We start from the raw sequence: 23,604 nt of genomic DNA, 5'->3' as shown, positions 1-23,604 counted from the left end.
GCGGCGGAAGCCTCCCGGCCGCGGGTGGGCGGCGGCCGATGCCGTCCGCCCGTGCTGGGCTCAGGTGAGGTCGAACTCGCCGTCCCGCGCGCCCAGTACGAAGGCGCGCCACTCGGCGGGGGTGAAGATCAGGGCGGGCCCGTCGGGGTTGCGCCCGTCCCGCATCGCGATGTAGCCCTCGACAAAGGCGATCTGTACGTCGCCGGTGCCCTGGCTGCTGGAAAGCCACTCCGCGTCCGTCAAGTCGACCTGCGGCTTCTTCCCGTTGGCCAACGGCTGTCCGATGGTGCTTTCGGCCACGTCCGCTCTCCTCCTACGTCGTCGTCCGTCCTCCAGCCTATCCACCGGATCCGGAGCCCGCACAAGTCCGCGGAAACCACCCGGCGCACGGTGTACTTCAGGTAGTGGGGGGCTCGCTGCCCACCACCCACATGGAGAAGAACTGCGACCCGCCGCCGTAGGCGTGTCCCAGGGCCCGCCTGGCGCCGGGGACCTGGTGCTCCCCGGCCTCGCCGCGTACCTGAAGGGCCGCCTCGGCGAAGCGGATCATGCCGGACGCGCCGATCGGGTTGGTGGACAGCACGCCGCCCGAGGGGTTGACCGGCAGGTCGCCGCCCAGCTCCGTGACGCCGGACTCGGTGAGTTTCCAGCCCTCGCCCTCGTCGGCGAAGCCCAGATTCTCCAGCCACATCGGCTCGTACCAGGAGAAGGGCACGTACATCTCGACGGCGTCGATCTCGCGGCGCGGCGCGGTGATCCCGGCCTGCCGGAAGACGTCGGCCGCGCAGTCCCGGCCGGCCCGCGGGCTGACGTAGTCCTTGCCCGCGAACATCGTGGGTTCGCTGCGCATGGCGCCGCCGTGCATCCAGGCGGCCGGTCGCGGCGCCCGGTCCGCGCCCGCGGTGTCGGTGAGCACCATCGCGCAGGCGCCGTCGGAGGACGGGCAGGTCTCGGAGTAGCGGATCGGGTCCCAGAGCATCGGCGAGGAGCGCACCTTCTCCAGGGTGATGTCGGTCTCGTGCAGGTGCGCGTAGGGGTTGAGCAGGGCGTTGCGGCGGTCCTTGTAGGCGACCAGCGAGCCGACGGCGGCGGGCGCTCCGGTACGGCGCATGTAGGCGCGCACGTGCGGTGCGAAGAAGCCGCCCGCGCCCGCCAGCAGCGGCTGCTGGAAGGGGATCGGCAGCGACAGGCCCCACATGGCGTTGGACTCCGACTGCTTCTCGAACGCGACGGTCAGCACGGTGCGGTGGACGCGTGCGGCGACCAGTCCTGCGGCGACCAGCGCGGTGGAACCGCCGACCGAACCCGCGGTGTGCACCCGCAGCATCGGTTTGCCGACCGCGCCGAGCGCGTCGGCCAGATACAGCTCCGGCATCATGACGCCCTCGAAGAAGTCGGGCGCCTTGCCGATCACGACGGCGTCGACGTCCGCCCAGTCCAGTTCGGCGTCGTCCAGCGCGCGGCGGGCGGCCTCGCGGACGAGTCCCGCGATGGACACGTCGTGGCGCGCGGCGACGTGTTTGGTCTGGCCGACGCCGACGACGGCCACGGGCTCCTTGGGCATGGGTTACTCCCCTTCCAGGACGGCCACGAGATTCTGCTGGAGGCAGGGGCCCGAGGTGGCGTGGGCCAGCGCGCGGTCCGAGCCGCCGCGGTGGATACGGGCCGCCGCCTCGCCGAGCCTGATCAGCCCGGCGGCCATCATCGGATTGGCGGCGAGCGGCCCGCCGGAGGGGTTGACGGCCACGTCGGGGCCGAGCCGCAGCGCCCTGCGCAGGACGACCTCCTGCGAGGTGAAGGGCGCGTGCAGCTCCGCGGTGTCCACGGGCGCGTCGAAGGCCCCGGCCCGCTCGGCCGCGAGCCGCGTCGAGGGCGAGTCGGTGAGGTCGCGGACGCCGAGAGAGGGGGCCTCGATGCGGTGGTCCATGCCGCGGATCCAGGCGGGCCGCGCGCACAGCCGCCGGGCGGTGTCCCCCGCCGCGAGCACCACGGCCGCGGCCCCGTCGCCGACCGGCGGGCAGTCGGCGCGGCGCAACGGGCGTACGACATAGGGGTCGTCGGCTGCGGGCGCGGTGGTGAGCTGCGCGTTCGGGTTGGTGCGGGCGGCGGCGCGGCTGCGGGCGGCGATCCCGGCCAGCTCGCGCTCGTCGGTGGCTCCCGCGTCGATCAGCGCCCGGGCCTGGAGGGCGGCGAGCGCGACGGAGTCGGGCCACAGCGGCGCCATGTAGTACGGGTCGAGCTGCCGGGTGAGGACCGAACGCAGGTCGCCGGGCGAGGACTTGCCGTAGGAGTAGACGAGCGCGGTCTCGGCCTCGCCGGTGAGGATCCGCACCCACGCCTCGTACAGCGCCCAGGCGCCGTCGGTCTCGACGTGGGACTCGGAGATCGGCGGCCAGGCGCCGACGCCGTCCAGCGCCATGGTGAAGGAGAAGGCGCGTCCCGCGAGGTAGTCGGCGGAGCCCGAGCAGGTGAAGTCGATCTCGCTGGTGGCCAGTCCGGTCTGTCCGAGCGCGTCGTGCAGGACGGGCATCAGCAGTTCGACCTCGGAGACCTCGTCGGTGCGCGCGCGGTGGCGGGACTGCGCGAAGGCGACGATGGCGACGTCGGGCATCTAGACCAGCTCCCGGTAGGTGTCGTATTCGGCGTCCGGTTCCCCGGTGGGGCGGTAGTGGTCGGGGTAGCGTCCGCCCTCGGTCCAGACCGCCTCCACCCGCAGGCCCATCCGCACCTGGTCGTACGGCATTCCGGCGATCCGTCCGTGCAGCGGGAGGTCGGCGCCGTCGAGCGCGATGTGCGCGTAGACGTACGGGACTTCTATGTCCATGGCCTTCAGGTGGGCGCTCTTGATGTTGACGATGCAGAAGGTGGTGACTGTGCCGCGCGGACCGACCTCGACCTCTTCCGCGGTGGCGACGCCGCAGGTGGGGCAGGCGCCGCGCGGCGGGACGTAGACCTTGCGGCAGGACGGGCAGCGCTCGCCGACGATCCGCCGGTCCTCGGCGGCGCGCAGGTAGCCGGTCTGGGCGCGGCCGGGCGAGTAGGTGTAGTCGAGGCGGGCGGGGGCGACGATGCCGGTGACGGGGTCGGTGAAGACGCCGTCGTGGGCGGTGGCCGCGCCGCGCGTACGGCCGTCGTCGTACGGCTCGAAGCAGGCGATGTCGGTGATGGCGCCCTGGCGTTGCCCGGCCCAGCGGATCGCGACGCGCATGCCGGTGCTGACGTCCTCGGGTGCGGCGGCGTCGAGCGCGTGCAGCAGGGCGGTGTCGGCGCCGTCGAGGCGGACCAGGACCCAGGCGAAGGGCGTGGTCAACGGCTGGTTGGGGCGCGGGTCGGGATTCCAGGCCCAGGTGGTGACGGTGCCGGTGGCGCCGACCTCGACCAGGTCGCGCACCTCGGCCGCGGTGACAGGGTCGTACTCGACGGGGGGTACGAGGACGCGGCCTTCGGCGGTCCGCACGCCGAGCACGGTGCGCTCGCGCAGCCCGGTGAGGAAGGCGCTCTGCACGGGGCCGAGCGAGCGGGTGAAGGGGAATTCCACGACGAGCGGGGCGCTGAGCACGTCCGGTGCGTGGCCTGGTGTCATGGGCTGGCCTCCTGGGGTGGGGCGGCTCGTCGGGGGTGGTGCGCGGTGGCTGGCCGAGCGCGCTGCGCGTCCGGTGCCGGGGGGGGGTCAGGCGCCCGGGTTCAGGCGCCCGGGTTCAGGCGCCGGGGGTTCAGGTGCCCGGCTTCAGGGGCCAGGCTTCAGGGGCCGGGGTTCAGGGGCCGGGGTTCAGGCGCGGCGGAAGACCGGCTGCCGCTTCTCGGCGAAGGCGCGCGGTCCTTCCTTCGCGTCGGCGGTGGCGAACAGCGGCCAGCCGCGCTCGAGTTCGAGTTTCAGCCCCTCGGTCTCGGGCAACTCCGCGGTGTCGTAGACGCTGGCCTTGACGGCCTCGACGGCGAGCGGGCCGTTGGCGTTGATCAGCTCCGCGGTCTCCATGGCCCGGTCCAACGCGGTCCCGTCGGGCACGACATGGCCGATCAGGCCGATGTCGCGGGCCTCGTCGGCGCTGTACGGGCGTCCGGTGAGCAGCATCTCCAGCGCGTGGGTGCGGGCGATCTGCCGGGTGAGCCGTACGGTCGAGCCGCCGATCGGGAAGAGGCCGCGACGGACCTCGAACAGGCCGAAGACCGCGCTCCGTCCCGCGATCCGGATGTCGGTGCCCTGGAGGATCTCGGTGCCGCCCGCCACGCACGGTCCTTCGACAGCGGCGATCACGGGTTTGCGCGGCCGGTGGTGCCGGAGCATCGCCTTCCAGTGCAGATCGGGGTCGTCCTTCAGCCGGGCCCGCGCCCGCGTGGCGGTCTCGTCGGCGCCCTGCGACAGCGCTTTGAGGTCCATCCCGGCGCAGAAGGCGCCGCCCGCTCCGGTCAGCACGATCGAGCGGATCGCGTCGTCCTCGTCGGCCTCGACCCAGCCGTCGTACAGCCCGACGAGCATCGGCAGCGAGAACGCGTTGCGTGCCCGCGGCCGGTTCAGGGTGAGGACGAGGGTGGCGCCCGCACGCTCCACGGTGAGGTGTTCCGTACCGCCCATCACGGTGCTCCTTCCGTCCGGTACTGGAACAGGTTGCAGTAGCCGCAGGCCGGGGACAAGGGTTTTCTGACTACTCGTCAGATTTGTTGGACGGGAGCCCTTCCCACCGCACGCCCGGACCGCTCTAATGACCGCGAGCCCACCGCCACTTCACCTTCACCGACGACCGACGCGGGACCGCGCGGGACGGGAGACGCCGTGGAGTACAACCTTGCCGACCTCTTCGAGTCGGTCGTCGACGCCGTACCGGACCGGGAGGCGCTGGTGTACGTCGACCACCCCGGCACCGGCTCCGAGCGGCGGCTGACGTACGCGCAACTCGACGCGGCGGCCAACCGGCTCGCCCACCACCTCCTCGCGGCCGGGCTGCGCCCCGGCGAACACGTCGGACTGCACCTCTACAACGGGGTCGAATACCTCCAGACCGCCTACGCCTGCCTCAAGGCCCGCCTGGTGCCGGTCAACGTCAACTACCGCTATGTGGCTGAGGAGTTGGTCTACCTCTACCGGGACGCCGACCTGGCGGCGCTGGTCTTCGACGCCGAGTTCACCGACCGCGTGGCCGCGGCCCTGCCGCAAGCCGACCGGCTGCGGCATCTGATCCGGGTGGGCGGCCCGCCCGCCGCCGAGGAGGCGGAATCCGCCCTGGATACGGTGGAGTTCGCCGACGCGGTGGCCGCGGAATCGTCCTTACGCGACTTCGGCCCGCGGTCGGCCGACGACCAGTTCGTCATCTACACCGGCGGCACGACCGGCATGCCCAAGGGTGTGATGTGGCGTCAGGAGGACCTGTTCTTCTCGGGGATGGGCGGCGGCGCCCCGACCGGCGAGCCGGTCAAACGGCCGGAGGAGCTGGCGGAGCGGGTCGCGGCCGGCGGCGAGGGCCTGGTCTTCTTCCCCACCCCGCCGCTGATGCACGGCACGTCCACGCTCACCGCCTTCATCGGCTTCCACTTCGGCCAGAAGGTGGTGATCCACCGGAAATTCGTGCCGGAGGAGGTGCTGCGCACCATCGCGAAGGAACGGGTCACCAGTGTCTCGCTGGTCGGCGACGCGATGCTCAGGCCGCTCGCCGACGCGCTGGCCGGACCGCTCCAAGGCACCGACTGCTCCTCGCTGTTCACCCTGTCCAGCTCGGGCGCGGTGATGTCGCAAACGGTCAGGGACCAGTTCCAGTCGCTGGTGCCCGGGGTGCTGATCCTCAACAACTTCGGCTCGTCGGAGTCCGGTTTCAACGGCACCGCGACGGCCGACGCGGGCCCCGACCGCGGCTTCCGCATCTCGGTCGACTCGCACATCGCGGTGGTCGACCCGGCCACGCTCGAACCGGTGACCGGCGCGGCGCCCGGCCGTATCGCGCTGCGCGGCCACGTACCGCTCGGCTATTACAACGACCCCGCCGCGTCCGCGGCGACCTTCTTCCGGCGGGACGGCGAACGCTGGGTACTGCTCGGCGACATGGCCACCGTGGACGAGGACGGCGTGGTGACGGTGCTCGGGCGGGGCTCGCAGTGCATCAACACCGGTGGTGAGAAGGTCTATCCGGAGGAGGTCGAGGAGGCGCTCAAGGCGCATCCCGACGTCTACGACGCGCTGGTGGCGGGGGTGCCGGACGAGCGCTGGGGCCACCGTGTGGCGGCGGTGGTACAGCCGCGCGAGGGGGCGGACCCGCTCACCCTCGAGGACGTGCAGGCGCACTGCCGTGCGCGGCTGGCCGGGTACAAGATTCCGCGCAGTCTGGTGGTGACCGACCGCATCCAGCGCTCCCCCAGCGGCAAGGCCGACTACCGGTGGGCCCGTTCGATCGTCGTACAGGGGGCCGGATCCGGCGGGTAGGGTCCGATCATGACCGTACATGATCACCAACGCGGCGCCGGGCGGAACTCCGGCCGCGAGTCGCCGCATGCGCCGCACTCCGCCCTGTCCCCGCTCTCTCCCGGCCTCGATCCGGCCCGCACCGCGCTGGTGCTGGTCGACCTCATGGACCGGATCGTCGCGTTACCCCTGGCTCCGCACAGCGGGCCCGACGTGCTCACCGCCGCGTGCGGCCTCGCCGCGTCCTTCCGGGACGCGGGCGCGACGGTCGTCGCCGTCCGCGCGCAGCGCACCGGCCCCGCGGAACAGCCGCCGGGCAGCGGCCTGGTGGAGGGCGTGGCGCGGGACGGCGACCTGCTCGTCGTGAAGCGGACCGTCGGCGCCTTCCACGACACCGGCCTCCACGACCGGCTCCAAGAGCGCGGCATCGACACCCTCGTCATGGCCGGGATAGCCACCAACATGGGCGTGGAGTCCACCGCGCGGGCCGCCGCCGACCACGGCTACCGGCTGGTCTTCGCCGAGGACGCGATGTCCGGCCTCACCGCCGCCGAGCACCGGGCGACGGTCTCCCTCGACTTCCCCCGGTTCGGCACCGTCGTCTCCGCCGCGGAGGTGGAATTCGCCGGTCCCGGCTGAACCCGCCGGTCTTGGGGAACCTAGGAGTGGCGGCGGGGTGGCCCGCCGCCTTCTTTTTCACCCTGGTTTCTGTACCTACTAGTATGTACACTCGGTACCATGGACACGGCGGAGCGGTTGATCGAGAGCGCCCAGGAGCTGCTCTGGGAGCGGGGCTATGTCGGGACCAGCCCGAAGGCCATACAGGACCGGGCGGGTGCCGGGCAGGGCAGCATGTACCACCACTTCCGGGGCAAGCCGGACCTGGCGGTGACGGCGATGCGGCGCAGCGCCGCGCAGCTCAGGGCCCAGGCAGAGGAGCAACTGGCGGGCGGCGAGACGGCTGTGGAGAAGGCGCTGGCGTATCTGCTGCGCGAGCGCGACGCCCTGCGCGGCTGCCGGGTCGGCCGGATGGCCATGGACCCGGACGTCATCGACAGCGCGGAGCTGCGACAGCCGGTGGCGGAGACCTTCGGCTGGCTGTGCGACCGGCTCGCCGGGATCATCGCCGACGGCATGGACAGCGGCGAGCTGCGGCCGGGCCTGGATCCGTACGACACGGCCGCCGCGATAGTCGCCGTCGTCCAGGGCGGTTACGTCCTGGCCCGCGCCGCCGACTCGCAGGAGCCGTTCGACCGGGCGGTACGGGGTGCCACGGCGCTACTGACGGCGGCGCGTACGGCGTCCTGACCACCGCCACCCTGCGCCGCTTCTCGACCCGACACCTGACAAGGACCCGTCCCGCCGCACGACGGCGGCGCACCGCTCCGAGGCGGCGCCGCGGCACTCATGGGGGAGCCACCGACCATGCACGCGATGAACTACCGCATCACCCTGCCCGCCGACTACGACATGGGGATCATCCGGCACCGGGTGGCGACCCGCGGCCACCTCCTGGACGACTTCCCCGGCCTGGGCGTCAAGGCGTACCTCATACGTGAGCGCGGGGTCGAGGACTCGCCGGTCAACCAGTACGCCCCGTTCTATCTGTGGAACACCCCGCAGGGCATGAACGGCTTCCTGTGGGGTCCCGGATTCCAGGGGATCGTCAGCGACTTCGGACGGCCGGTGGTCGAGCACTGGACCGGGCTCGGCTTCGCGCGCGGACCGTCCTTCGGCGCCGTTCCGCGCGCGGCGGCCAGGCGGGCGTGGCCGCTGGACCCGGGCGCCGAGCCCGCCGCCGTGATCAGTGCCGCGCTCGCGGAACTGCCGGAGCTGGCCGCACGCCCCGGCGCGCACAGCGTCGCGCTCGCCGTCGACCCCCGACGGTGGGAGCTGCTGCGCTTCACCCTGTGGGAACAGACGGCCCCGCCCGCCCCCGGCGAGGAGCGGTACGAGGTGCTGCGTCTGTCGGCACCGGAGTTGGACACGATCGAGACGGGACAGCAGTGGTGACCACCCCTACGGCTGATACGGCGCGTACATCCCCAACGGTCCCTACGGCCCGTACGGCCCCTACGGCCCCTACGGCCCCTACGGCCCCTACGGCCCCTACGGCCCCTACGGCCCCTACGACGATGACGCCGAGCACGATCGACCGGGACGCGGGCTACCGGCTGCTGGCCGAAATGGCGGGGCCCTCCACCGTCGAGTCCACCCTCACCGGCCTCGACTCGCTCGCCCCCGGCTTCCCCGACTGGATCGTCACCGCCCTCTTCGGCGGCACCTACCAGCGCGAGGGGCTGGCCCTGAGGGACCGGCAGATCGCCAATCTGGCGGCGCTGACCGCGATCGGCGGGGTCGAGCCGCAGCTCGACGACCATGTGCGCAACAGCCTGCGGATCGGCATGTCCGCACGCGAGATCGTGGAGGTGATGGTGCACCTCGCACCGTACGTGGGCGTGCCGAGGGCGTTGGCCGGGCTGCGGGTGGCGGCCGGCGTCTTCGCGGACGGGGCGGACGGCGCGGACGATGCGGGCGGCGCGGGCGATTCCGGCGATGCGGGCAACGCCGACGGCACAGCGCCGGGCGGTGCGCGATGAGCGGGCGGTCCGGGACGAGGGCGGTGCGTACGGTCCTCGGGGACATCGCGCCCGACCGGCTCGGGGTGTGCGACGCCCACGACCATCTCTTCCTGCGCATGCCCGCGCTCGCCGGACAGGAGCTGGACGATCCGGCGGCGGCCGGGGCCGAGTTGGCCGCCTTCCGGGCGCTCGGCGGGGCGGCGGTCGCCCAGTGGACGCCGTTCGGCCTCGGGCGGCGAGCGGCCGAGCTGCCCGCGCTGTCGCGGACCTCGGGCGTGCACGTCGTGGCGGCGACCGGACTGCACCAGGCCGCCCACTACGCGCCCGAGCTGGTGGAGCGGCTGCGCGCGGACGGCCTGGCCGCCTTCTTCACCGCCGAGCTGACCCGGGGGCTGCTCGACGGCGACGACCCGGACGGCCCGCGCGGCACCGCGAGGGCGGGCATGATCAAGGTCGCCGGGATGTTCCACGGCCTCGACGGCCACGCCCGGCGGGTCCTGGCGGCGGCGGCCGAGGCCCACCACACCACGGGTGCGCCGATCGGCGTCCACCACGAGCTGGGGACCGCCGCGGTCGACGTCCTCGGCGTACTCCACGGCGAGGAGGGCGTGCCCACCGCCAGCGTCCTGCTCGGCCACCTCAACCGCTTCCCCGATCCGGGCGTCCACCGCGAACTGGCCGCCTCCGGCGCGTTCCTCGCCTTCGACGGCCCCTCACGCGCCAACCACGCCACCGACTGGCGGCTGATCGACTGCATGGTCGCGCTCGCCGAGGCCGGCCACACCGCGCAGCTCCTGCTCGGCGGCGACACCACGACGGCCGCCGCCCGCTCCTCGACCGGCGGCGGTCCGGGACTGCCCTACCTCCTGCGTACGCTCCGGCCGCGCCTGGAAAGAGAGTTGGGCACAGCGGCGGCCGAGGCGGTCTTCGTGACCAACCCGGCGCGGGCGCTGTCCGCCGAGTGGCACGACGGGGGCGGGAGCACGGGCGCCGACAGGCCCTAGGCCGGGTCCGGTCGGCCGCCGGTCGCCGCGCCCTGGGCCAGGTCGACGACCACGGCCGCGTGGTCTGAGGGCCAGACGCCGTCGACCAGGCGGTCACCGGCCCGGTGGGCGCGCTGGACGGCGCCGCGCGTGCCCCCGGCCGTCGGCATGCCGACGAAGATGTAGTCGAGGCAGGTGGGCCGGTTGCCGAAGTTGACCGCGTCCTGCTGGGTGATGTCCCACGTGCCGTTCGGCAGAGCGGGGTCGGCGAACCGCCAGGCGTCGACCAGCACGAGCCCCGGAACGGCGGGCGCCGTCCGGTAGCCGCCCATCAGCCGGATCTCGTCGAAGTCCGGTTCCGCGTTGAAGTCCCCGGTGACGACGGGCGGATGCCCGCCGGTCGACCGCTCGGCCACGAAGGCGGCCAGCTCCCGCACCTGGAGGCAGCGGACCGCGGAGTCGGCGGCCCCGGAGTTGAGGTGGGTGGTGAAGAAGGGCAGCGGGCCGCCGGGCGCGTCGATCAGCGTGTGCAGCGCCGTCTTGCCGTCGTCGGCGGCGGAGCCCGCGGGCAGCCGACGCTCGGCGGTCTCCAGGATCGGGTGGCGGCTGAGCACCGCGACCCCGACGTCGACGGTGGTGTCACCGCCGTTGCGCCCGTGCCAGCGGTCCTGCACCGGGGCGCGCGACCAGGCCCACTCCATGCCCAGCTCGTCCGCCAGCCACCTGGCCAGATTCTCGTCCGCGCTCCCCCACACTTCCTGGAGGCCCACGACGTCCGGCCGGACCTCGGCCAGCGTCCGCACGATCGCGTCCCGCCGCTCGCGCCAGTTCCCGAACCGCCACCAGAGATTCCAGGTCATGACGCGGGTGGTGTCCGCCGACCCGGAGCCGCTGCCGGAGCCGCTGCTGGAGCCGCCGTCGAAGCCCGTGTCCGAGCCGCTGCCGATATCCACTCGCCGGTTCCCCTCACCGCGCCTACCGTGTCGGGATGTCCACTGAGGTGATCATTCTCAACGGCGGATCGAGTTCCGGGAAGTCCAGGATCGCCCGCTGCCTGCAAGATGTGCTGCCGCGGCCCTGGCTGACCTTCGGCTGCGACACCCTGGTCGACGCGCTGCCCGCCGCGATGCGCACCTCGGAGGACCCCGAGGGCGGCATCGGCTTCGGACCCGACGGCTCGGTGTCGGTCGGCGACGACTTCCGGCTGCTGGACATCGCCTGGGCGCGGGGCATCGGGGCGATGGCCCGCGCGGGGGCCAGGATCGTCGTGGACGAGGTCTTCCTCGGCGGGCCCGACTCCCAGGAGCGCTGGCGCACCGCCCTGACCGGCCTCGACGTCCTGTGGGTCGGCGTGCGCTGCGACCCCGAGGTGGCGGCGGCCCGCGAGGCCGCCCGCGGCGACCGCGCTACCGGCATGGCCCGCTCCCAGGCCGACCTCGTCCACCGCGGTGTGCGCTACGACCTGGAGGTCGACACCAGCCGCACGCCGTCGCTGGCCTGCGCCCGTACGATCGCCGCCCGCGTCACCGGCTGACCGCCGCCGGACGACGGCACCGGGCACCGGGCGCCGGGCACCCACGACGGCCACGCCGCCCGTCGGTCACGGTGTCAGGCGGCGCGGCCCCCGTCGCCGGAAGGCGCCGACCGTACCCGTCGGGCCTCAGCCCCGCGCCCCGTCCGCCGGCCGACCGGCCGGGACCGGGGACAGGAAGGCCCGTACCTCGCGCAGGAATTCGGCCGGGCGGTCGTCGTGGATCATGTGACCGGCCTCGATGGTGACCAGGCGGCAGTCGGGGATGCGGCCCGCGACCCGGGCGAGCTGGTCCTGGCGCAGGTGGCTGCTCGGGCCGCCCGCGACGAGCAAGGTGGGCGCGGTGATCGCGGTGAGATCGCGCCACCAGGCCGGGTCGGGGTCGTTGCGCTGCGCCGCGACGGCGGGCAGCAGACGCCAGTCGTACGGGGTCGGCTCCCCGGGGGCTTCGGTCGGGACGGGGCGCGGCGGGTCGGCGGGGAAGGGCAGCGGGCCCTCCTCCAGTACGAGCCGCCGTACGGCGTCCGGCCGCGCGATGGCCGCCAGCGACGCGGCGAACGTGCCCAGCGAGTGGCTGACCACCGTCACCCGCCGCAGTCCCAGCGCGTCGAGGAAGCCGAGCACGTCGTCCCGCAGCAGCTCGAAGGAGTACGTGCCGGGGTGTTCGCTCGCGCCGTGGCCGCGCAGGTCGGGCGCGTACGCGCGCCAGCCGTCGGCGGCCAGCGCGTCCGACACCGCGCGCCAGGACGTACGGTCCTCGCCCAGCGCGTGCAGCAGCAGGAGCGGCGGCCCGTCCGCCGGACCGGCCACCTCGTAGGCGAGCCGCACACCGTTCGCCTCGACGTTCAGAATCTCACCCATACGCCGAGGCTACGGTGCCGCGGGCCGCTCACAGCGGGCGTTCGCGCTCGGCCCAATACGGCTCGCGGAGCCGTCGCTTGTAGAGCTTGCCGTTGGGGTCGCGGGGCATCTCGGCGACGAAGTCGACGGTCTTGGGCCGCTTGTACCCGGCCAGTCTCCGGCCGCAGTGTTCGAGGATGTCGTCGGCGAGCGCCGGTCCCGGCTCGTGTCCGGGTGCGGCCTCGACCACGGCCTTGACCTCCTCGCCCCACTCGTCGTGCGGGATGCCGAAGGCGGCGGCGTCGGCGACGGCGGGGTGGGTGAGGAGGGCGGCCTCGATCTCGGCGGGGTAGATGTTGACGCCGCCGGAGATGATCAGGTCGATCTTGCGGTCGCGCAGGAAGAGGTAGCCGTCCTCGTCGAGATAGCCGAGGTCGCCGACGGTGAAGAAGTCGCCGATCCGGTTGGACCGGGTCTTGGCCGCGTCCTTGTGGTAACTGAAGCCGCCGGTCTTCATGTTGATGTAGACGGTGCCGACCTCGCCGGGCGGCAGCAGATTCCCGGCGTCGTCGTGGACGGCGATCTCGCTGATCGGCCAGGCCCGCCCCACGGTGCCGGGTTTCTTCAGCCACTCCCGCGCGGTGGCGAAGGTGCCGCCGCCCTCGCTGGCCGCGTAGTACTCCTCCACGCACGGGCCCCACCACTCCAGCATCGCCCGCTTGACGTGGTCGGGGCAGGGCGCGGCGCCGTGGATCGCGTGCCGCATGGACGTCACGTCGTAGCGCCCCCGTACGTCCTCCGGCAGGGCCAGCAGCCGGTGGAACTGCGTGGGGACCATGTGCGTGTGGGTGCAGTGGTAGCGGTCGATGACGCGCAGCATCTCCTCCGGCGTCCACTTGTCCATCAGCACCACCGGGTGCCCGATGTGCAGGGCGGCGCCCGCGAATTGGAGCACGGCGGTGTGGTAGAGCGGTGAGCAGACGAGGTGGACGTTGCCGTCGAAGGGCCTGATCCCGAAGATCCCGAGGAATCCGCCGAGATACGTCTCCTCGGGCGGCTTGCCCGACAGCGGGCGGCGGATGCCGCGCGGGCGGCCGGTGGTGCCCGAGGTGTAGTTCATGACCCAGCCGCTGGTCCTGGCGTCGGGCGCGGTGGCGGGCTGTCCCGCGAGCAGGTCGGCGAAGGGGCGGAAGCCGTCGATGTCGCCGATCGCGTACCGCCGGTCCGAGGCGAACCCCGCCTCGTCGGCCGCCTCGCGGGCGGCCTCGGCGAAGCGCTCGTGCGCGATGAGCACCTTGGCGCCGGAGTCGGCGAGTATCCAGCCGATCTCGGGGGCCACGAAGTGGTGGTTGACGGGCACCAGGTAGAAACCGGCCTGGAAGGCGGCGAGATAGGCGGTGAAGAACTCGACGCCGTTGGGCAGGACGACGGCGAAGGCGTCGCCGGGCTCCAATCCGGCCGCGCGCAGCCCGTGCACGAGCCGGTTGGACGCCGCGTGCAGCCGCTCGGCGCTCCACTGCTCGCCGTCGGGCGCGGTGAGAACGGTACGGCCGGGGTCCTGTTCGGCCTGTGCCCAGAAGCCGTTGGGCGTGGACGTGCTCATCCGGTCCTCCTCAGCGGTCGAATCTGCCGGAGCAGATCTGTTCTGCGCGTGCGGGCGGTCAGCGCCGGTCACGCCCTGGGCCGGGGGCGGCGCCGTCCCGCGCGCCGCGTCCGGCGATACTGTTCAGCCGGTCCATCGCGCGCTCGAAGCCGCGCGTGAGGTCGTCGAAGACGGCCTGGACGGGGCGCTCCTGGTTCATCGCGCCGACGATCTGGCCGACCGGTGTGCCGAGCAGCGGGCCGACCTCGTAGCGCTGGATGCGGGAGACGGCGTCGGCGACCAGCAGGCCCTGGAGCGGCATCGGCAGGGTGCCGGGGCCTGCCGGGTCCTCCCAGGCGTCGGTCCACTCGGTGCGGAGCTGGCGGGCGGGTTTGCCGGTGAGGGCGCGGGAGCGGACGGTGTCGCCCGAGCCCGCGGCGAGCAGCTTGCGGGTGAGGGCGGGCGAGTGCAGATCGGCCTCGGCGGCGGTGAGCCAGACCGAGCCGAGCCAGACGCCCTGCGCGCCCAACGCCAGCCCGGCGGCGACCTGTTCGCCGGTGCCGATGCCGCCTGCCGCGAGCACCGGCAACGGGTCGACGGCGCGCACCACTTCGGGGACGAGCACCATGCTCGCGATCTCCCCGGTGTGGCCGCCCGCCTCGTAGCCCTGGGCGACCACGATGTCGATGCCCGCCTCCTGGTGGTGCCGCGCGTGCCGGGCGCTGCCGGCGAGCGCGGCGACCAGCACACCGTGGTCGTGGGCCCGGCGCACGACGTCGGCGGGCGGTGAGCCCAGCGCGTTGGCGAGCAGCTTGATCGGGTAGTCGAAGGCGACGTCGAGCTGGTCGCGGGCGACCTTCTCCATCCAGCCGGTGATCCGCCAGCCCGCGCGCTCGTCGGCGGCGAGTGCGGGGACGCCGTGTTTGGTCAGCAACGCCTCGACGTAGGCGCGGTGTTCCGGCGGGATCATCGCCTCGATGTCCGCCTCGGTGACTCCCTCGACCTTCTTCGCGGGCATCACGACGTCGAGGCCGTACGGCAGTTTGTCGGTGTGCCCGTCCAACCAGTCGAGGTCGCGGGCGAGTTCGTCGGGGGCGGAGTAGCGGACCGCGCCCAGGACGCCCATGCCGCCCGCGCGGCTGATCGCGGCGGCGACCGCGGGGAACGGCGTGAAGCCGAAGACGGGGTACTCGATGCCCAGCCGTGTGCTCAGCTCGGTCTCCATGGGGGGCAGGATGCCGCAGCCGGTCTGGAGAGGGAAGAGATTTTCTGACGCAGTGTCAGATTTCTGCGACCCCGCGCCCGTCACGCGGGGCCGCGACGCCCGGGCGCGTCACACGTCGGCGACACTCCCGGCCGCCGCCCCGTCACGTCGGCGGCGCTCCCGGCCGCCCCCCGTCACATCAGCGGCGGTCCCGGCCGCCGCCCCCCCGTCACATCAGCGGCTGTCGCCGCCCTCGTCGCCCCGCCGCACCGTCATCACCGCCGCCGCGACCGCGGTCGCCGCCAGGATCGCGGCGGCGGTACCGAGGGCTGCCTGCGCGGCGGCGCGCGGTGTGCCGTCCCCCGCGAGGTAGACGCCTCCGATGACGGCGACGCCGATGGTGCCGCCGAGTTGCTGGACGGCGTTGAGCAGCCCGGCGGCCGAGCCGGTCTCCTGCCGGCCGACGCCGCTCAGCGCGGTGGTGAAGAACGGCGGGGTGAACAGCCCGGTGCCCAGGCCCGCGACGGCGAGCGCGAACAGCAGCGCCGTCGGGTACGCGTCGGGCGCGGCGGACCGGTAGGCGAGGACCGCGCCGCCGATCCCGACGCCGAGGAAGGCGATCCCGGCGTGCATGACGCGGGTCCCGTAGCGCGGGACCAGACGGCCGCCCGCGGCCACCGACCCCGCGGACAGCCCGAGCGACCAGGGCAGCATGGTCAGTCCCGCGGTGAGCGGGCCGCGGCGCAGGCCCAGTTCGAGATGGAGGACCACGGTGATCATGACGCCGTTCATGACGGCGAAGAACAGCGTGGAGGTGGCGAGCGCGGCGGGGAAGGCACGGCCGCGCAGCAGGGCCGGTTCGATGAGCGGCGCCCCGCCGCCGCGCGCGGTGCGCCGCTGGTGGACGACGAACAGCGCCAGTACGGCGGCGCCGACGGCCGCCACCGCCCATCCGGCCGCTCCGGGCGAGCCGGTGGCCAGCGGGCACACCACCAGCGCGGTGCCCGCCATGGCCAGCGTCGTCCCCGCCGGGTCGAGGCGCGGCCGGACCGGGGCGCGGTCCTCGCGCAGCCGTCGCGCGACGGCCAGCACGACGACGGCGAGCGGGACGTTGACCATGAAGCAGGCGCGCCAGGACGAGCCGAACAGGTCGGCGTGCGTCAGGACCCCGCCGAGCACCGGGCCGAGGACCGCGGACAGGCCCATCACCGGGCCGATCGTGCCCAGCGCCTTGGCCAGTTCGTCGCCGTCGAACATCGCGCGGATCAGGCCGAAGGTCTGCGGGATGATCAGCGCCGCCGCCGCGCCTTGCAGCGCCCGCAGTCCGATCAGCGTCTCGGGGGTCGGCGCGAGCGCGCACGCCAGCGACGTGACGGCGAAGGCCGTCACCCCGATCCGGAAGACCCGGCGGCGGCCCGCGATGTCGCCGAGCCGGGCGCCGGTCAGCAGCCCGAGCGCGAACGCGAGGGTGTAGGCGGCGCTGAACCACGGGATGGCGGCTGCCGCGCCGCCGAGGTCGGTGTGGATGACCGGGCCGGCGACCTGCACGATCGTGGCGTCCAGCAGATTCATCGCCTCCGCGACCAGCACGGCGGCCAGCGCGATCCACCGCCAGGGGTACGCGGACGGCGGTACGGAACCGGCCGCCGGTCCCTCTCCTGTGCCGGGATCCCCGGTCACGGCGGGCGCGCCGTGCGGGTCGTACGTGTCGTGCGTCTCGTGTCCTGTGCTGCGGGACATGCCTCTCCCCTGCGTACGGGTGCGCGGTTGGTCGTCCGTGCGCGTGGTCCGTCTCGCGACGCCCCGGCCCCGTGACCGACGACCACCACCGTCCCGCCCGTACGGCACCCGCTTCCATTTCCGTGGCAGAATTCGATGATTACTTCCATCGAGGTCGGCTGATATGGCGAAGGCGCTCGCACTCGACGATCTGGACCGCGGCCTGATCCACGCCCTGCAAGTGGACGGCCGGGCGCCGTTCACGCTCGTCGCGGACGTCCTCGGCTGCTCCACCCAGACCGTCGTACGCCGCTACCGCCGCCTGTACGCGCACGCGGGCCTTCGGGTGGTCGCGCTGCCCGCGCCGCGCAGCGCCGGTATCCACCAGTGGTTCGTACGGCTGACCGCCGCCACGCGCGCCGCGCACGACATCGCGGTCGCCCTCGCGCGGCGCCCCGATACCTCGTGGGTACGGCTGACCTCGGGCGGCACCGAGATCGTCGCGATCATCCACACCCAGCCCGCGGGCCCCGACGCGCACGCGCTGCTGCTGCGCGACATCCCCCGTACCGCCGGGATCACCGCGGTGTCCGCGCACTACCTCCTGCACACCTACGTCGGCGGACCGGCCGCCTGGCACGGACGGGTCGGTGTCCTGGACGCCGCACAGCGGGCGCGGCTGCGCGCCGAGAGCGCCGCCGAGGAGCCGGGCGCCTCGCCGTATCTCCTCACCGGCTCCGACCGCCTCCTGCTGGACGCGCTGCGCGACGACGCCCGGATCAGCTACGCGGAACTCGCCGCCGCGACCGGCTCCACGGCCGCCACCGTCGCCCGCACACTCGCCGAACTGCGCACGCGTGGCGCGCTCTTCCTCGACGTGGACATCGAACCGGCGGTGCTGGGCGTGACCGTGTCGGCGCTGCTGTGGATGCAGGTGAAGCCCGCGCATCTGGACGCGGTCGCCACGGAGTTGGCGGGGCACCGGGAACTGGCGATGGTCGCGGCGACGACCGGGCCGACGAATCTGGTCGCGCAGGCGCTGTGCGGGGACGCGGAGGAACTGCACCGCTATCTGACCCGCGAGGTCGCGCTCGACCCGATCGCGCGGATCGAGACGGCGCCGGTCCTGCGCACCTACAAGGCCGCCGCGACCCTCCGGATCGGCTGAGGACGGGGCCGAGGGGCCGGGACCGGATCGGACCCGCCGCTCACAACCGCTCGGGCGCGCCCTGCTGTTGGGCGGAGACACGGCGGTACAGGGCCTGCGCCTCGGCGGTCCTGCCGAGCTGTTCCAGGCAGTGCGCCTCGTCGTTGCGACTGGTGAGGGTGTCGGAGTGGTCGGCGCCCAGCACGCGCTCGCGCGCCTCGGCGACCTCGTGGTAGACCGCGAGCGCGGTCGACCAGCGGCCCAGCCAGCCCAGCCCCACCGCTATCTCCCGCTTGCTGACGAGGGTGTCGGGGTGCTCCGCGCCCAGTACCCGCTCGCGCACCGCCGCCACGTCGCGCGCCTCGGCCAGCGCCCGGTCCCAGTGGCCGAGCCGTCCCAGATTGACCCCGAGCGCGTGCCGGGCCCGCAGCGTCTCGGCGTCGGTGGAGCCCCCGGTCCTGGTCCTGGCCTCGACCAACTCCTCGTACAGCGCGAGGGCGTCGCCGCTGCGGCCGAGCCGTCCGAGGCAGATGCCGGTCTCGTAGCGCGCGGCCAGCGTGTCGGAGTGGTCGGCGCCCAGCACCCGGGCGCGCGCGGCGGCCACGTCGCGGTAGGTGGCCAGCGCCTCGGCCCAGCGGCCCGCGCGGCCCTGCGCGTAGCCGACCTCGAAGCGGGTCACCAGCGTCTCGGGGTGATCGGCGCCCAGCACCCGCGCCCGGGCGTCGGCGACCTCGACGGCCATCGCGTACGACTCGTCCGTCCGGCCGAGACGGCCCAGGTTGAAGGCCAGATTGTGCTTGCAGTGCAGGGTGTCGGGGTGGTCCGCGCCGACCGTGCGCTCGCGCGCCGCCAGCACGGCCGAGTAGATCTGGTGGGCCTCCAGGTAACGGCCGAGGCTGCCCAGCGCGTACGCGGCCTCGTGCCGGGCCACCAGCGTGTCCGGGTGGTCGGGGCCGAGGACCCGGCGGCGTACGTCCGAGATGTACTCGTACAGCCGCAGCGACTCCTCGGTGCGGCCGAGCCTGCCCAGGCAGAAGGCGGCCTCGTGGCGGCTGGCCAGGGTGTCGGGGTGCTCGGTGCCGAGCGCGCGGTCGCGGGCGGCGGCGACGGAGGTGTGCAGGTCGTACGCCTGCCGCCAGTTGCCGACCCGGCCGAGGTCGATGCCCTCGGTGTGCCGGGCGGCGAGCGCGGCCAGGGTGTCGGGGCCCGCGGCGGCGACGACCACGCGGGTGGACCAGGCGCCGGTGAGTTCGTGGTGCGGCGCGTCGGGAATGCGGTGCGCGCGGGTGGAGCGCGCGGCGGAGCCGGTGGTCAGTCCGCTGGCCCAGGACGGCAGCGCCGAGGGACGCTCGGCGGCGGCCGCGCCCGCCGCCGCCCGCATGGCCTTGAGCCGGCCGCCGACGTCAGCGGCGTCCTGCGGGCGGTCCTCCGGGTCCTTGGCGAGCAGGTCGAGGATCAACCGGTCCAGTTCGGCGGGGAGTTCCGGCCGCGTCATCCGTGGCGGGTCGGGCGCGGTGTCCCGGTGGCCGACCAGGATCGACCAGGCGTCCTCCAGGTCGAACGGCGGCCGTCCGGTGGCCAGTTCGTACAGCACGCAGCCCAACGAGTAGAGGTCGCTGCGCTGGTCGACCTCGGAGACCGCGCCGATCTGCTCGGGCGACATGTAGTGCGGGGTGCCCATCGCCATGCCGGTGCCGGTGAGCCGGGAGGTGAAGCCGATGTCGTGGCCGAGCCGGGCGATGCCGAAATCGCAGATCTTCACCGCGCCGTCGCTGAGCCGCATGATGTTGGCCGGTTTCAGGTCGCGGTGCACGATGCCCTGGGTGTGCGTGTACGCGAGGGCGTCCGCGACCTGTTCCGCGATGTCGGTGATGTCGGGGACCGGCAGCGGATGGCGCCGCGCGTCGTCCAGCACCTGGAGCAGATTGCGGCCGTCGAGCAGTTCCATCACCAGGTAGAGGACGCCGTCGTGTTCGCCGAAGTCGTGCACGACGGTGACCCCGCGGTGCTGGAGGGACGCCGCGACGCGCGCCTCGCGGCGGAAGCGCTCCTGGAGGACGCGGGTGAATCCCGCGTCGCCCGCGTGGCCGACCGGTTTCAGGCACTTCACCGCGACCCGGCGGCCCAGCGACTCGTCCAGCGCACGCCAGACCTCGCCCATGCCGCCGCGGCCGATCAGTTCGTGCAGGCGGTACCGCCCCTGGATGAGGGTCCCCAGTCCCTCGGGGCCGTTCCCCTGCCCGCGTCCCGGTCCGTGTCCCTGCTCGCGCCCCTGCTGGTAGGTCTGTTCGCGTCCCTGGCCGTGTCCCTGTGGATGTCCCTGGTCGTGTCCGTCGTGATGTCCAGCCGCCATCGCGTGCCGCCGCCCCCGTGGTCCTCGGTGCTTCCCCGGTCCCAGTATGGCCGCGACCGCCGACAAGCGGCACAGCGCATCAGGGCAAAACGGCCGCGGACTCGCGAAGCCGCGGGCCCGCCGGGCGGGTGACGGGTGACGGGCGCCGGGCCCCGCCCGTAGGACCGACGGCCGGGTGACGGCTCCGACCCGCCGGACCGCCACGGGCACGCGCCCCGGCGGGGGCCGAACAGCCGGGCACCCGCCGCACAGGCCCTAGCGGCGGACGCGCGGCATCCCCAGGCCGATCCAGGAGATGATCTCGCGCTGGATCTCGTTGTTGCCGCCGCCGAAGGTGAAGATGACGGCGCTGCGGTAGCCGCGTTCCAGCTCGCCGTGGAGCACGGCGCCCGCCGAGCCCTCCTTCAGCGGTCCGGCCGCCGCGGTCACCTCCATCAGCCAGGCGTACGCGTCCCGCCGGGCCTCGCTGCCGTAGACCTTGACCGCGGAGGCGTCCTGCGGGGTGAGGGTGCCGCGCTGGAGGGCGTCCACCATCTGCCAGTTGAGCAGCTTCATGGCGTCGAGCCGGGTGTGCGCGCGGGCCAGCCGGCCGCGGACCCAGCCGAGGTCGATGACGCGGCGGCCGTCGTCGAGCTTGGTGTCGGCGGCCCAGCGCTGGACGTCGTGCAGGGCGCGGATCGCCATGGTGCCGTGCGCGGCCAGCGTGACCCGCTCGTGGTTGAGCTGGGTGGTGATTAGCCGCCAGCCCTTGTTCTCCTCGCCGACTCTGCGGGTGACGGGCACGCGGACGTCGTCGTAGTAGCTGGCGGTCGTGTCGTGCGAGGCCAGGGTGTTGATCACCGTGCAGGAGTAGCCGGGGTCGGTGGTCGGCACCAGCAGCATGCTGATGCCCTTGTGCGGCGGCGCGTCCGGATCGGTGCGCACCGCGAGCCACACCCAGTCGGCGGTGTCGCCGTTGGTGGTCCAGATCTTCTGGCCGTTGACCACGTACGTGTCGCCGTCGCGCACCGCGCGGGTCTTGAGCGCGGCGAGGTCGGTGCCCGCGTCGGGCTCCGAGTAGCCGATGGCGAAGTCGATCTCGCCCGCGACGATCTTCGGCAGGAAGTACGCCTTCTGCTCGTCGGTGCCGAACTGCATGATCGTCGGACCGACGGTGTTGAGTGCCATCAGCGGAAGTGGCACCCCGGCCTGCGCGGCCTCGTCGAAGAAGATGAACTGCGCCATCGGCGTCATCCCGCGCCCGCCGAATTCGGTGGGCCAGCCGATCCCGAGCCAGCGGTCGGCGCCGAGCTCGCGGATCGTCCGCCGGTAGAAGTCCTTGCGTGCGGCGGGGTCGTCGTGCCGGGCGTAGGCGTTGTCCGGTACGAGACCGGCGAAGTAGTCGCGCAACTCGGCGCGCAGCCGCCGCTGTTCGGGCGTGTATTCCAGGTCCACGGCCCCTCCTGAACTCTTCGGGACTCCCGTCGGGACGCACCGGCGGTGCCGGCCGCTGCCCCGATACCGGCGCACACAGTAGAACGCGTTCCAGAAATTCGGAAGGGCCGTGCGTGGGGCGGCGACGGCCGGAACGCGGCGCGGGAACGGAGGCGGCCGGGTGCCGCGACGGTCCACGACACCCCGCCCGCGGGCAGCCGGGATTCGCCGCCGCCGTGGGTGATACTGCAATTTCGCTGGTGGGCGCCGTGTCCACCGGTCCGTGGACGGACGCGAGGGACGCACACACGTATGGCCGACGGGCAGGACGACCCCCACGAGGACGACCGGACCGGGCCGCCGGGGGCCGGCGGGGAACCGGTGGCCGAAGACGGGGAATCCCCCGAGGAGGACACGCCGCCCGTGCCGGGCGCCACAGCCCTCGGCGTCCGGCGGTACCGAGGGCGGCGGACGATGCGCGTGACCGCGCTCGCCGTCTCCGTCCTGGTCCTGCTGACCGCCGCGACCGGTGCCTTCCTCTACCTCCGCCTGGACGGCAACATCCGCGATCTGCCCCTGTTCGGCGGGGTCGGCGGCGACGCGGGCACCGAGCGGGCCGACGCCTTCGGCAGGACCCCGATCAATGTGCTGGTGATCGGCTCCGACACCCGCGCGGACCCGGAGGACTGCCGGCTCGGCGGCGACTGCGGCCCGGGGCAGAACGCGGACGTGGGCATGGTGCTGCACATCTCCGCCGACCGCTCGCACGCCTCGGTGCTCAGCATCCCCCGCGACACGGTGACCGACCTGCCCGCCTGCCGCGACCCGCACGGCGGTGTCACCGAGCCCCGGCACGCCCAGATCAACTCCACGCTGCGCTACGGGCCCGGCTGTACGGTCGCGGCCGTGCACGCGCTCACGCGGATCCCCATCGACCACTTCGTGATGGCCGACTTCGCGGGCGTGGTCCGGATGTCCGACGCGGTCGGCGGCGTCCCGGTCTGCGTGGACCGCAATGTGTACGACTCCTACTCGCACCTGAAGCTGGCCAAGGGCAGGCACGAACTCCAGGGCACGGCCGCGCTCCAGTTCCTGCGCTCGCGCCACGCGTTCGGCGACGGCAGCGACCTCGGCCGTACGGACGCGCAGCATCTCTTCCTCGGCGCGCTCGCCCACCGGCTGCGCGAGAACAGCACGTTCACCGACCCGGCCTCGCTGCTGGACCTCGCGGACGCGGCCACCCGGGCGCTGACCGTGGACACCCGGCTCGGGAGCGTCTCCCGGCTGGTCGGCCTGATCGACGACCTGCGCAAGGTGCCGTCGGCGCGGATCGCGTTCGTCACCATGCCCAACATGCCCGATCCGGAGGATCCCGACCGCGTGGTCGTCTCGCACTCCGGCCGCCGCCTGTTCGCCGCCATCGCGGCCGACCTCCCGCTGACCGTCACGGACTCCCGGGCGATCGACGGCAAGCCCGACGATCCGACGGACGCCACGGGCCCCACGGACTCCGCGGATTCCACGGCGGGGGTCACGGGTGGTGACGACGGCGACCCGTCGGGGGATGCGACGCGGGACCCCTACGGCGGCGAGGCGGCCACCGCCACCCCGCGCCCGACTCCGGCCCCGCCCCTGACCCACGCCTTCGGCCGTACCGCCGGCGGAAAGGCCGCCTGCGCGCGGGTCGCCACCGGACCCGCGGTCACCGTGCGTGGCGAGACACTGACCCCGAGCGCCGCCTTCCGCGCCACCCCCTGGATCCCGGTCTCCGCGCCATGACCGCCCCGCTCACCTGAGCACGCGGGTGCGGAACGCGCTGTGCGGCGCGTATGCGGCGATACTGGGGGGAGACGCGACAGCCC

Annotated in this window: 21 protein-coding genes; 9 read left to right on the top strand and 12 right to left on the bottom strand. The window is 73.6% G+C overall.

Going from position 1 to position 23,604, the window contains the following annotated elements; all coding sequences use genetic code 11:
* Positions 1-60 precede the first annotated feature (60 nt).
* The 5 genes from ACFY9V_RS33795 to ACFY9V_RS33775 form a co-directional block, all read right to left on the bottom strand.
* On the bottom strand, positions 61-300 hold the full coding sequence (locus ACFY9V_RS33795; protein WP_093716245.1) for a DUF397 domain-containing protein: 240 nt from the start codon (positions 298-300) through the stop codon (positions 61-63).
* A gap of 97 nt (positions 301-397) precedes the next feature.
* Positions 398-1,564: a thiolase domain-containing protein gene (locus ACFY9V_RS33790; RefSeq protein WP_391050118.1), complete on the bottom strand. Its 1,167-nt coding sequence runs from the start codon at positions 1,562-1,564 to the stop codon at positions 398-400.
* 3 nt (positions 1,565-1,567) lie between these two features.
* Positions 1,568-2,611, bottom strand: coding sequence for a thiolase domain-containing protein (locus tag ACFY9V_RS33785; RefSeq protein WP_391164171.1), 1,044 nt, complete (start codon positions 2,609-2,611; stop codon positions 1,568-1,570).
* Entirely contained in the window at positions 2,612-3,583 is a 972-nt protein-coding gene (locus ACFY9V_RS33780; RefSeq protein ID WP_391164169.1) for an OB-fold domain-containing protein, read from the bottom strand.
* A gap of 186 nt (positions 3,584-3,769) precedes the next feature.
* On the bottom strand, positions 3,770-4,573 hold the full coding sequence (locus ACFY9V_RS33775) for a crotonase/enoyl-CoA hydratase family protein (protein WP_391164167.1): 804 nt from the start codon (positions 4,571-4,573) through the stop codon (positions 3,770-3,772).
* Positions 4,574-4,771: 198 nt separating this feature from the next.
* Here ACFY9V_RS33775 and ACFY9V_RS33770 point away from each other — a divergent pair, with 198 nt between their 5' ends.
* The 6 genes from ACFY9V_RS33770 (at position 4,772) to ACFY9V_RS33745 (ending at position 9,974) form a co-directional block, all read left to right on the top strand.
* Positions 4,772-6,409, top strand: a complete 1,638-nt coding sequence (locus tag ACFY9V_RS33770; protein ID WP_391164165.1) for an AMP-binding protein — start codon at positions 4,772-4,774, stop codon at positions 6,407-6,409.
* A gap of 9 nt (positions 6,410-6,418) precedes the next feature.
* Positions 6,419-7,027 (top strand): isochorismatase family protein, encoded by a 609-nt coding sequence (locus ACFY9V_RS33765; protein ID WP_391164164.1) that lies wholly within the window; start codon positions 6,419-6,421, stop codon positions 7,025-7,027.
* A gap of 99 nt (positions 7,028-7,126) precedes the next feature.
* Positions 7,127-7,696 (top strand): TetR/AcrR family transcriptional regulator, encoded by a 570-nt coding sequence (locus ACFY9V_RS33760; protein WP_355343976.1) that lies wholly within the window; start codon positions 7,127-7,129, stop codon positions 7,694-7,696.
* 117 nt (positions 7,697-7,813) lie between these two features.
* Positions 7,814-8,401 carry a DUF4865 family protein gene (locus ACFY9V_RS33755; protein WP_391050126.1) on the top strand — a complete coding sequence of 196 codons (588 nt, stop codon included), beginning with the start codon at positions 7,814-7,816 and terminating at the stop codon, positions 8,399-8,401.
* A 122-nt stretch (positions 8,402-8,523) separates the two neighbouring features.
* On the top strand, positions 8,524-8,988 hold the full coding sequence (locus tag ACFY9V_RS33750) for a carboxymuconolactone decarboxylase family protein (RefSeq protein WP_391164162.1): 465 nt from the start codon (positions 8,524-8,526) through the stop codon (positions 8,986-8,988).
* Positions 8,985-9,974 (top strand): phosphotriesterase, encoded by a 990-nt coding sequence (locus ACFY9V_RS33745; protein WP_391164159.1) that lies wholly within the window; start codon positions 8,985-8,987, stop codon positions 9,972-9,974. Before ACFY9V_RS33750 ends, ACFY9V_RS33745 begins: the two co-directional genes overlap by 4 nt.
* On the opposite strand, the gene ACFY9V_RS33740 is transcribed toward ACFY9V_RS33745, so the two are convergent.
* Positions 9,971-10,813, bottom strand: coding sequence for an endonuclease/exonuclease/phosphatase family protein (locus ACFY9V_RS33740; protein WP_391164214.1), 843 nt, complete (start codon positions 10,811-10,813; stop codon positions 9,971-9,973). The two genes, ACFY9V_RS33745 and ACFY9V_RS33740, sit on opposite strands and share 4 nt — an antisense overlap.
* Before the next feature lie 128 nt (positions 10,814-10,941).
* Here ACFY9V_RS33740 and cpt point away from each other — a divergent pair, with 128 nt between their 5' ends.
* Positions 10,942-11,487, top strand: a complete 546-nt coding sequence (gene cpt / locus ACFY9V_RS33735; protein WP_391164157.1) for a chloramphenicol phosphotransferase CPT — start codon at positions 10,942-10,944, stop codon at positions 11,485-11,487.
* 126 nt (positions 11,488-11,613) lie between these two features.
* On the opposite strand, the gene ACFY9V_RS33730 is transcribed toward cpt, so the two are convergent.
* From ACFY9V_RS33730 to ACFY9V_RS33715, 4 genes are all read right to left on the bottom strand, one after another.
* Positions 11,614-12,345, bottom strand: a complete 732-nt coding sequence (locus ACFY9V_RS33730; protein WP_391164155.1) for an alpha/beta fold hydrolase — start codon at positions 12,343-12,345, stop codon at positions 11,614-11,616.
* A gap of 28 nt (positions 12,346-12,373) precedes the next feature.
* Positions 12,374-13,927, bottom strand: a complete 1,554-nt coding sequence (locus ACFY9V_RS33725) for an AMP-binding protein (protein ID WP_391164153.1) — start codon at positions 13,925-13,927, stop codon at positions 12,374-12,376.
* 58 nt (positions 13,928-13,985) lie between these two features.
* Positions 13,986-15,131, bottom strand: a complete 1,146-nt coding sequence (locus ACFY9V_RS33720) for a nitronate monooxygenase (protein ID WP_391164152.1) — start codon at positions 15,129-15,131, stop codon at positions 13,986-13,988.
* Between the two features lie 213 nt (positions 15,132-15,344).
* Positions 15,345-16,850, bottom strand: coding sequence for an MFS transporter (locus tag ACFY9V_RS33715; RefSeq protein ID WP_391164150.1), 1,506 nt, complete (start codon positions 16,848-16,850; stop codon positions 15,345-15,347).
* 163 nt (positions 16,851-17,013) lie between these two features.
* On the opposite strand from ACFY9V_RS33715, the gene ACFY9V_RS33710 reads away from it, so the two are divergent.
* Positions 17,014-17,997 carry an AsnC family transcriptional regulator gene (locus ACFY9V_RS33710; protein ID WP_391164148.1) on the top strand — a complete coding sequence of 328 codons (984 nt, stop codon included), beginning with the start codon at positions 17,014-17,016 and terminating at the stop codon, positions 17,995-17,997.
* Between the two features lie 40 nt (positions 17,998-18,037).
* On the opposite strand, the gene ACFY9V_RS33705 is transcribed toward ACFY9V_RS33710, so the two are convergent.
* Both ACFY9V_RS33705 and ACFY9V_RS33700 read right to left on the bottom strand, forming a co-directional pair.
* Positions 18,038-20,329, bottom strand: coding sequence for a tetratricopeptide repeat protein (locus ACFY9V_RS33705; RefSeq protein WP_391164146.1), 2,292 nt, complete (start codon positions 20,327-20,329; stop codon positions 18,038-18,040).
* A gap of 255 nt (positions 20,330-20,584) precedes the next feature.
* Positions 20,585-21,763, bottom strand: a complete 1,179-nt coding sequence (locus tag ACFY9V_RS33700; protein ID WP_355343944.1) for an acyl-CoA dehydrogenase family protein — start codon at positions 21,761-21,763, stop codon at positions 20,585-20,587.
* A gap of 291 nt (positions 21,764-22,054) precedes the next feature.
* On the opposite strand from ACFY9V_RS33700, the gene ACFY9V_RS33695 reads away from it, so the two are divergent.
* Complete coding sequence (locus ACFY9V_RS33695; protein WP_391164144.1) at positions 22,055-23,521, top strand: LCP family protein; 1,467 nt, start codon at positions 22,055-22,057, stop codon at positions 23,519-23,521.
* Positions 23,522-23,604: the final 83 nt, after the last annotated feature.

This window comes from Streptomyces sp. NPDC008317, assembly GCF_042955955.1.
GTDB lineage: Bacteria > Actinomycetota > Actinomycetes > Streptomycetales > Streptomycetaceae > Actinacidiphila.
The sequence above is the reverse complement of the archived record's forward strand: the minus strand, read 5'-3'. Positions and strand labels throughout refer to the sequence as shown.